General features: G+C 70.0%; 7 protein-coding genes. 1 reads left to right on the top strand and 6 read right to left on the bottom strand.

All coding sequences use genetic code 11. The features are described 5' to 3' along the window. Window positions 1-155: 155 nt before the first annotated feature. The 3 genes from VGR06_RS18440 to VGR06_RS18430 all read right to left on the bottom strand — a co-directional run bounded on the left by VGR06_RS18440 (window position 156) and on the right by VGR06_RS18430 (window position 4,044). Window positions 156-1,337 (bottom strand): metalloprotease, encoded by a 1,182-nt coding sequence (locus VGR06_RS18440; RefSeq protein WP_327560324.1) that lies wholly within the window; start codon window positions 1,335-1,337, stop codon window positions 156-158. A 174-nt stretch (window positions 1,338-1,511) separates the two neighbouring features. Beyond that, window positions 1,512-2,654 (bottom strand): glycosyltransferase family 4 protein, encoded by a 1,143-nt coding sequence (locus tag VGR06_RS18435; RefSeq protein ID WP_327560323.1) that lies wholly within the window; start codon window positions 2,652-2,654, stop codon window positions 1,512-1,514. Between the two features lie 22 nt (window positions 2,655-2,676). After that, window positions 2,677-4,044 carry a hypothetical protein gene (locus tag VGR06_RS18430; RefSeq protein WP_327560322.1) on the bottom strand — a complete coding sequence of 456 codons (1,368 nt, stop codon included), beginning with the start codon at window positions 4,042-4,044 and terminating at the stop codon, window positions 2,677-2,679. A 51-nt stretch (window positions 4,045-4,095) separates the two neighbouring features. On the opposite strand from VGR06_RS18430, the gene VGR06_RS18425 reads away from it, so the two are divergent. Continuing rightward, window positions 4,096-4,911 carry an SAM-dependent methyltransferase gene (locus tag VGR06_RS18425; protein ID WP_327560321.1) on the top strand — a complete coding sequence of 272 codons (816 nt, stop codon included), beginning with the start codon at window positions 4,096-4,098 and terminating at the stop codon, window positions 4,909-4,911. A gap of 376 nt (window positions 4,912-5,287) precedes the next feature. Here VGR06_RS18425 and VGR06_RS18420 read toward each other — a convergent pair whose 3' ends face one another. From VGR06_RS18420 to VGR06_RS18410, 3 genes are all read right to left on the bottom strand, one after another. Then, window positions 5,288-6,547: a S8 family peptidase gene (locus VGR06_RS18420; protein ID WP_327560320.1), complete on the bottom strand. Its 1,260-nt coding sequence runs from the start codon at window positions 6,545-6,547 to the stop codon at window positions 5,288-5,290. Window positions 6,548-6,646: 99 nt separating this feature from the next. Further along, entirely contained in the window at window positions 6,647-7,225 is a 579-nt protein-coding gene (locus VGR06_RS18415; RefSeq protein WP_327560319.1) for an SLATT domain-containing protein, read from the bottom strand. Window positions 7,226-7,328: 103 nt separating this feature from the next. Beyond that, on the bottom strand, window positions 7,329-8,171 hold an 843-nt coding region (locus tag VGR06_RS18410; RefSeq protein ID WP_327560318.1), incomplete at its 5' end, for a hypothetical protein.

Below are 8,171 nucleotides of genomic sequence, written 5' to 3'. Positions count from 1 at the left end.
TGGCTGGTGACGACACCGCCGGACACCGCTGACGGCAACTCCGACACACACCCGGCCAACACGACGACGCCCCAAGCCAACACAGCGACGCCACGAGCCAACATGGCAACCTCAGCGACCAATATGACGACGCCAAGGGCCAACACACCGAACGTCTAGTAGAAAATGGTGTGGTTCTGGATGATCGTCTTGGCCGCGCCGGTGGTGCTCAGCGGCGGGACGGCGATCGGGCGGTCGATGACGAAATACTCCTTGAAGTCCTGGCTGAACTCCCGGGACATCAGGTCAATGGTGCGGTCCCAGTTTCCGCCGTCCGGGCCGCCGGCCGCCCAGAAGTCCAGCAGCGAGGCCCCGACGCGGCCCTGCACCGTATCGCCTGGATCCCATCCGGGCGAGTTCGGGTCGTTCGCGATGCTGAACGAAGTCCCGTTGTCGAAGACGAAACGATAGTCGCCCAGAACGTAGGCCGCGACGGCGTCGGCGAAACCTTCGGTCCAGGCGCACGACGTCGAACTCGACTTTTCGATATAGTGCGGATTACACCCGGTGACCACGGGAAAGGTGCGATTGTACAGGCGCCACTGGAACCAGTGGCCCGCCTCGTGCAGGATGAAATGCTGGGAGTCGGGCTGGTTCGCGTTCATGATCACATACTTGGTGCCGAAATCCCAGTAACCGCCGGTGGTGGCGTCCTGGCTCCAGACGAAGGTGAGCGTGTCGCACGAGCCCCAGACCTGATGCCTGGTCCAGCAGGGGGTGGACGGGTTTGCCCGATTCCAGTACAGCAGGTTGAGGGTGTCGACGATGTTCCAGGCACGTTGCATCGACGCCGGGACCTTCACGGTGCCGAGGTCCTTGCTGGCGCTGACCGAAGCCTGGTGCGCGGTGTCGAAGGTGTACTGCGTCTGGTCGGTGGTGCTCTTGATTACCCGCCACACCGACGTGCTGGCCGAGTAGAAGCGGACGAACGTGTCCTGCAACGGAGTCGTGGTGTCGAAACAGGCGTTGAACTCGCCGCCGGACACACCGGTGATACCGCTGGCCAGCCACTGGGGGGAGCCGGTCGATTCGGTGCGACCCCACAGTTCCCAGTTGGCGTTGCGCGCGGGCAGTGTAACGAGGGGTTTGGACGTTCCGGCCTCGGCGTTGTTGTGGTCGTAGTTCAGCTTTCCGGTAAGGCAGATCGAGGTGGCGGTGGCCGCCTGGCCGATCGCGGGAATCGCGATGACCAACCCGACGGATATCAGCGTCGCGACGGCCGCCGCCCGCCACCGTACCCGCGGAGCGGGCAGCGTATTCGAGTCGTTGAGGAATCTGGAGAATTGACATGTGGTCACAGCGACCTCCTGGGGGGACCGGGTTCGCCAATAGGCCAAGGCTGACACCCAAGAGGTCACTATCGAAACCCAAGTCACCCGGCAGTGCAGTTTATTCGAATCCTCAACCTGTCCGGGTGATGCCCGTGCGGCGATTCGTGCCGCACCGTCACCATTGTGCGGCGCGACAGGACCCTAAAGCGGGCGGGGTGGGTCGCCGTGCAGGAGGTCGGTGAGGCGGGCGGCGATGCGGTCCCATTGCCAGTGGTCGGAGACCCAGGCGCGGCCGGCTTCGCCGAGGGCGGCGGCGCGGTCGGGGTCGGCGAGGAGGTCGGCGATGGTGCCGGTGAGGGTGTCGAGGTCGCGGCCGTCGAGGACGTGGCCGGTGACGCCGGGGAGCACGGCCTCGGGGGCGCCGCCGGAGTTGCCGGCCACCACCGGGAGGCCGGAGGCGGATGCCTCGAGGTACACGATGCCGAGGCCTTCGACGTCGAGTCCGCGGCCGTGGGTACGGCAGGGCATGGCGAACACGTCGCCGGCCACGTAGTGAGCGGGCAGTTCGTCCCAGGGCACCCGGCCGGTGAGCACCACGTGCGGGGTCAGGTCGAGCTGCGCCGCGAGCGCCGACAGCGTGCCGTGGTAGGGGCCGCCGCCGACCAGCAGCAGGGCGGTGTCCGGGACGCGCTGGCGGATCCGCGGCAGCGCCCGGATCAGCATGTCCTGGCCCTTGCGTGGCCAGAGCCGGGAGACGCAGACCACGACCGGGCGGTCACCGAGGCCGTAGCGGTCGCGGATCTCCTTGCGGGCCAACGGGTCCGGCCGAAACGTCGATGTGTCCACACCGGACGGAAGGTGCTCCAGCGCGGCCATCGGGCCGAACGCGGAGGCGAACCGGGACCGGGTGTACCGGCTGACGTAGGTGACAACGTCCACTGTGGACCCGATGCGGCGCAGCGCCTGCCGGGTGCCCGGCAGCATCGACCAGCCCACCTCGTGGCCGTGCGTGCTGGCCACGATCCGGTCCGCGCCGGCGGCCCGCAGGCCCGGCGCCAGCAGCGCGAGCGGCGCGGCCGCGCCGAACCAGACCGACCGGCAGCCCTCGGCCCGCACGATCTCCCGGGCGCGCCGGGCCACCCGCGGCGTGGGCAGCATGAGCGTGCCGGGGTGGCGCACCACCTCGAACGGCTGGTCGCCGTCGAAGCGCGGATGCGAGTCCCAGGCCGGTGCGTAGACGATCAGTTCATGGGCCGGCAACCGGGTGGCCAGCGCGTGCAGATAGGACTGGATGCCGCCCGGCCGGGGCGGGAAGTCGTTGGTCACCACGAGGGTTCTCGGCACCCGAGCACCCTACCGAGTGACCTCACGCGAGGGTGTCCACCAGGTACTGCCGCCAGCCCGCGACCAGCCCGGCCCGGTCCAGCCCCAGCACCTGCCGGAGCAGCTCGTCGGTCTGGCTCGCGGACCCCGCACCGGCGCCGGCCAGCTTGCGGTACAAGGAAAGCAGCGTGTCCTCGCCGCGGCGTTCGGCCACGAACCGGGCCACCGACCAGGACTCCTGGTAGGCCAGGTTCAGGTCACGGCCCTGGACGTGGAAGTTCTTGTCCTCCGGCAGCGACTGCGGAGGGCCACCACGCTTCACCAGGTCGGCCAGGTCCGGGGCACCCTGCGGCAGGGTGATGCCGCTTTCCCGGTACCCCACGTAGTCGGCGAACCCCTCGAGCAGCCACATCGGCGAGCCGTCCACGGTGTCCGCCCGCGCCGCCACATGCGTGATCTCGTGCCGCAGCACCACCCGCAGCGCGGCCACCGAGAGCACCCGGGAGCCGGTGGGGCTGAGCACCACCCGCTGCCCGGCCACCGCGTGCCGGTCGGCGTCCACCCGGTCGGCCACCGAGACCCCGACCACGGACTCGATCGGGAAACCGGGACCGACCAGCGCGCGCATCTCGTCCAGGCTGGCCGGCAGCAGCAGCGCCACCCGCTGCGACCAGCCGGTCCCCCACACCGCGCTGACCGCGGCCACCGCGGCGTCCAGCTCGCGGGCCAGCCGGTCGGCCATCGCCTCGTCGCCGGGATGGAACAGCACCAGCCCGGCACCCGTGGTGGTCACCGTGCACGCCCCGAAGTCCCACGGCCCGCGCCAGGTCCGCCGGCCGGCGTCGTCGAGCGCGGTGTCCGAGCGGAGGTACCAGCTGCCGCCGCGGCGGGCGAACAGGTAGCCCATGGTCCGGGCGGTCGGCACGGAGTCCGCGCCGCGCAGGGAGTACCGCAGGTCGACGGCCGGCGCCCACAGCTCGTCGGTGCCCGGGGACCGCGGCAGGGTGGCCGTGTCGACCGGGTCCTCGGCGCGCACCACGTAGCTCCACTCGTCCAGCGGCACGCCGGCGAGGTTGGCGAACAGCGCCCGCTGCGACGACACGAACTCCGGCGCCGCGGTCGGGTCGATGCCGGCCTGGAAGGCCCGCTCGTCCCGCCGGGCCACCGCGTTCGCGCGCCGGCGCAGCAGCTCGGCGACCGCCTCCGCGCGGCCGGGATCCGCCTTCGTGGTGCTGGACCGCGTCGGCACGGGCGGCGTGACCGCACCCTGCGGAGTGCCCTGACCTGGCCCGGAAGCCGGCGGCGCGGTGGGCTCGGGATGCGGCGCGGAGATGAGCACCAACCCACCCAGGATGGCCACCGCCACGGCCGCGACCAGCCACCCGCGCAGGCCCGGCCGTCCGTTCACCACCGGGAGATGGTAGGACCCGCGTGGTTCGGGCCGACGCCGTAGGGTGGCGTCGTGTCAAGCGAGTTGCCCAAGTGGGCTGAGGCGGGCATCGATCTGGACCGGCCCAATGTGGCCAGGGTGTACGACTACCTGCTGGGTGGGGCGTGCAACTTCGAGCACGACCGGGCGTTGGGCGACAAGTTGCTGGCGGCGGCGCCGGAGTTGGAGGTCGCGGCGCGGCTGAATCGGGCGTTTCTGCTTCGGGCCGTGCGGTTCTGCATCGAGGCGGGGATCCGGCAGTTCCTTGACCTCGGCTCCGGGATTCCCACGGTCGGCAACGTGCACGAGATCGCTCAGCGGTACGCGCCGGACGCACGCGTGCTCTACGTCGACAACGAGCCGGTGGCGGTGGCGCACGGCCAGCTCATGCTGGAGGGCGACGACAACGCCGACGTGGTGCTGGCCGACCTGCTGGAGCCGCATACCGTTCTCGGCTCCGCGGCGGCGCGGCGGCTGCTCGACCTTGATCAGCCGATGGCCGTGCTGATGCTCTGCGTGCTGCACTTCATCCCGGACTCCGCCGGGCCGCACGAGGCCGTCGCGCGCTACGTGCAGGCCATGGCGCCGGGGAGCTACCTGGTGGTCTCCCATGCGACGACCGGCTCGCTGCAGGGGTCGAAGGCGGAGGCCAGCAAGCGGCTCTACGACAGCAGCAACCTGCCGGGGCTGGCGCGGACCCCGGAGCAGGTCGCCGAGTTGATGGCCGGTACCGAGATCATCGAGCCCGGCGTCGTCCCGACGGCCCGGTGGCGGCCGGACCCGGCCGACGACGTCGTGACCGGGCCGGCCCTGAGGATCATCCACGCGGCGGTGGGCCGGAAACCCTAGACCGCCTAAGGCTGTTTCACAGCGTGCTGGGGCGGCGGACCCTGTGCGGCAGCCGGTTCGGGCGCCAAGATCGCCGTTTCGGGCGTTCTCCCCGCGCTGGACACGGGTCACCAGCCCAGATCGGCGATCATCGCCACATGATCACCAATTCGGGACGAAAATGCTCGAATTTCAAGCACTTCCGTTCCCAAACAGTGATCATGACCCGCCAACCCCGGCACCGACAAGATCCACCCGAGCCCCTCCCCGCCCCGGTGCCCAGCCGAACCCGAAAGACCAACCCGACCTCCCTGCCACCTCCCCAGCCTTCTTTGAGCTCAGCCACCTCGATAACCGCCGCACCCGGTACCCGGCCCCACGCCCTTTGAGGCGCGCGCTAGACCGGGATCATTCCCATGAACAGCAACAGGTTCGGTGAGCCGGTGCCCGGGTTGCCGACGACCGGGGTGGCGTTGGCCGCGAGTGCGGCGGCGACCTGGTCGGCGTTGTCGGCGGGGAACTTGTGCCGCCAGAGCGCGGCGGCGCCGGTGGCGTGGGCGGTGGCGGTGGAGCCGCTGAGGGTGAGGTAGGCGTCGTCGGCGGTGGCCCAGGCGGAGGTGATGCCGACGCCGGGCGCGAAGAGGTCGATGCAGGGGCCGAAGTTGGAGAAGCTGGCCCGGTTGTCGCTCTGGTCGGTCGAACCGACCGTGGTGGCCCGGGGGGTGCTCGCCGGGGAGAAGTTGCACGCGTTGGCGTTGGAGCCACCGGAAGCCACCGAGTAGTGCACGTTGGCCGCGATCGACGCGGTCACCGCGTCGTTGAGCGCAGTTGACAGGCCGCCGCCGAGGGGCATGCTCGCCACGCTCGGCCTCGGGTTGGCCCGGTTGTCCTGGGTGATCCAGTCGATGCCGGCGATGATCTGGCTGATGGTGCCCGCGCCGGTGCAGCTCAGCACCCGCACCGCGACCAGTTGGACGCCCTTGGCCAGGCCCACGGTCTTGCCGCCGACCGTGCCGGCGATGTGCGTGCCGTGGCCGTTGCAGTCGAAGCCCGGCGGGGTGACGCCGCCGACCACGTCGATCCCCAGCACCGCCCGGCCGCCGAACTCCTGGTGGGTGAAGCGGATCCCGGTGTCGATGATGTAGGCCCGCGCGGTGGCACCGAGACTCGGGTAGAAGTACTTGGCGTCCAACGGCAACGACCGCTGATCGACCCGGTCCAGCCCCCAGGCCGGCGGGTTCGGCTGGACGAACGTGTCGATGCCTACGCCGGTGCTCGCGCTGACCGGTTTGCCCAGCGTGTCCGGCGGCAGGCTGACCTTCTGATCCTGTGCCACGTAAGCGACCCGGGGATCGGCGGCGAGCTTTCTGGCCTGCCCGGCCGTGGTCGTGACGGCGAACCCGTTGAGCGCGGCGGTATAGGTGAACGTGACCTGACCGCCGTACTGCGCCGCCAAGGTCCGCGCGTCCGTGGTCGCCACCCGGTTGGCCAGCACCACGACATAGTTGTCCGGGACCGCCTGCGCCACGCCCTCATCACGAATGGTGCCCTCGCCCGGGGCCGCTGCCACCGCGGTCGGCGCGGCACCGGCCATTCCCGCGGTCACCGCCACCGCGCTCGCGATCACGGCCAGCGTGCGCAGGGAAAATGTGGTCATCAGTCCTCCAACTGCAGGGTTGGGTCGGGGTCCTGTCCCACCATCCTGGGCGCGGCCGGCTACCCGGTCCAGCCGGGAGCATTCCCAGTTCCCGGTCTGCTAGCCGTTGTTGTTTCGGACATCCCGGCGCGACCGGGTCAGGTTCGACTCCATGTCGGTGAACTGCGAGTTGAACTCGTTGGACCAGGATTCGGTCTCGCGCCGGATCGCCTCGTTGACCAGCGTGACGAATTTGTGGACGTGCTCGACGAGTTGGTCCGCAGGTGTGCCGGCGTTGGTCAGTTTGATCCAGGAGAGCTGGAAGTCAGTCAAGTGGCTGCGCAAGGCGATCACCGTGGACATGTAGCGCATCCAGGCCGTCGAGTATCCGAAGAACCGGTCGTAGGCCAGGCAGCCGGCCGCCAGGGCCAGCAGCACGAAACCCCAGTTGCCCAGCACGGGATAGCCGGCCGCCAGCGCCGCTACCGGTACCGTGCCGCCGAGCGCCGCCAGGCTCGCCGCCCCCGCCCGCAGTCCCCGAGACCAGCGGGCCTTGCGGTACTTCTTCTTCAGGTACCAGTCAATGGTGTCGCACGTGAATCTTTCGGCCCATTCATACAGCTCCGTGACGTCCGCTGCCGGTCGCAGCGGTACCCGAAGATCCAAGGTGTGTTTGCGCCGCGCCGCCGGTTGGGTCACTGCACGTCCTGTCCGCTCAACAGTCACGGGCTACATCGCCGATGTCAAATCAACCGTTACGGCCGTCGCCGGCCTGCTGGTGACGGTGGTGTGGTGACTGTTGTCAAGTGGCATTTATTGCATTGACCGCGGCGGTGCGGAATTGGTTTTCTGGGATTGCCGGGATCCGGTGCTGGCCTTGCGGGGTGAAGGATTGTGGGCTGAGCAGGTAGAGCGCGGCCGCGTCGTCCCAGAGGCGGGTTTCGAGCCATTGGCCGGGGTCGACCTGGAGTGCGGCGCGGAGCAGGCCGGGCATTCCGGTTTCGGCGAACTGGGCGACCATGGCTTCGGTCGGGGCGTAGGTGGGGGTTGGACCGGGAGCGGGGAGATCGACGAACACCGTGCCGCGACTGCGGTTCAGCGGGGAAACGGCGTCGCGGCAGGCGGGGAGGTCGTATTCGCAGTTGAAGTTGTCGGGGTTGTTCTCGGCGAAGGGGCGGCCGGAGGCGACGACGTGCAGGTTGGGGCCGAGGGCGGAGGCGTAGCGGAGGAAGGAGCTCCAGGGGCCGAGGGCGAGGAGGTCGACCCGGGGGCAGCCGCGTACGGCGGCGGCGACATCGTGGGTGAGGCGGTTGGGGTTGCCGCCGAAGGGGACGGCGGCGTGCAGGAAGTTGTTGAGGCGTTCGGCGCCGGCACGGACCGCGGGCAGCCAGTCGTACGGGGGTGGGGTCGCGGAGGCCAGCCCGGGGATCACCGGGGGCGTCGGGCCGCGGCTGGCCAGGAACAGGGATACCGCGGTTGATCCGCCGGGGACGCTGGAGATGCCTTCGGTGACCACGACCGCGCGGATATCGCGGCGCGGCGCGATTATCGCCAGGGCACGGAAGTCGTCGAGCCCGGCGTCGGTGTCCACGATCAGGCAGCCGCGTGGGTCGGCCGCCGGTTGGTCCGCCGCGAGGGTTGGTAC

It is taken from the genome of Actinophytocola sp. (assembly GCF_036002505.1).
In the GTDB taxonomy this organism is placed as follows: Bacteria; Actinomycetota; Actinomycetes; order Mycobacteriales; family Pseudonocardiaceae; genus DASYTH01.
Note: the sequence above shows the minus strand (reverse complement) of the source record. Positions and strands in the feature narration are given on the sequence as shown.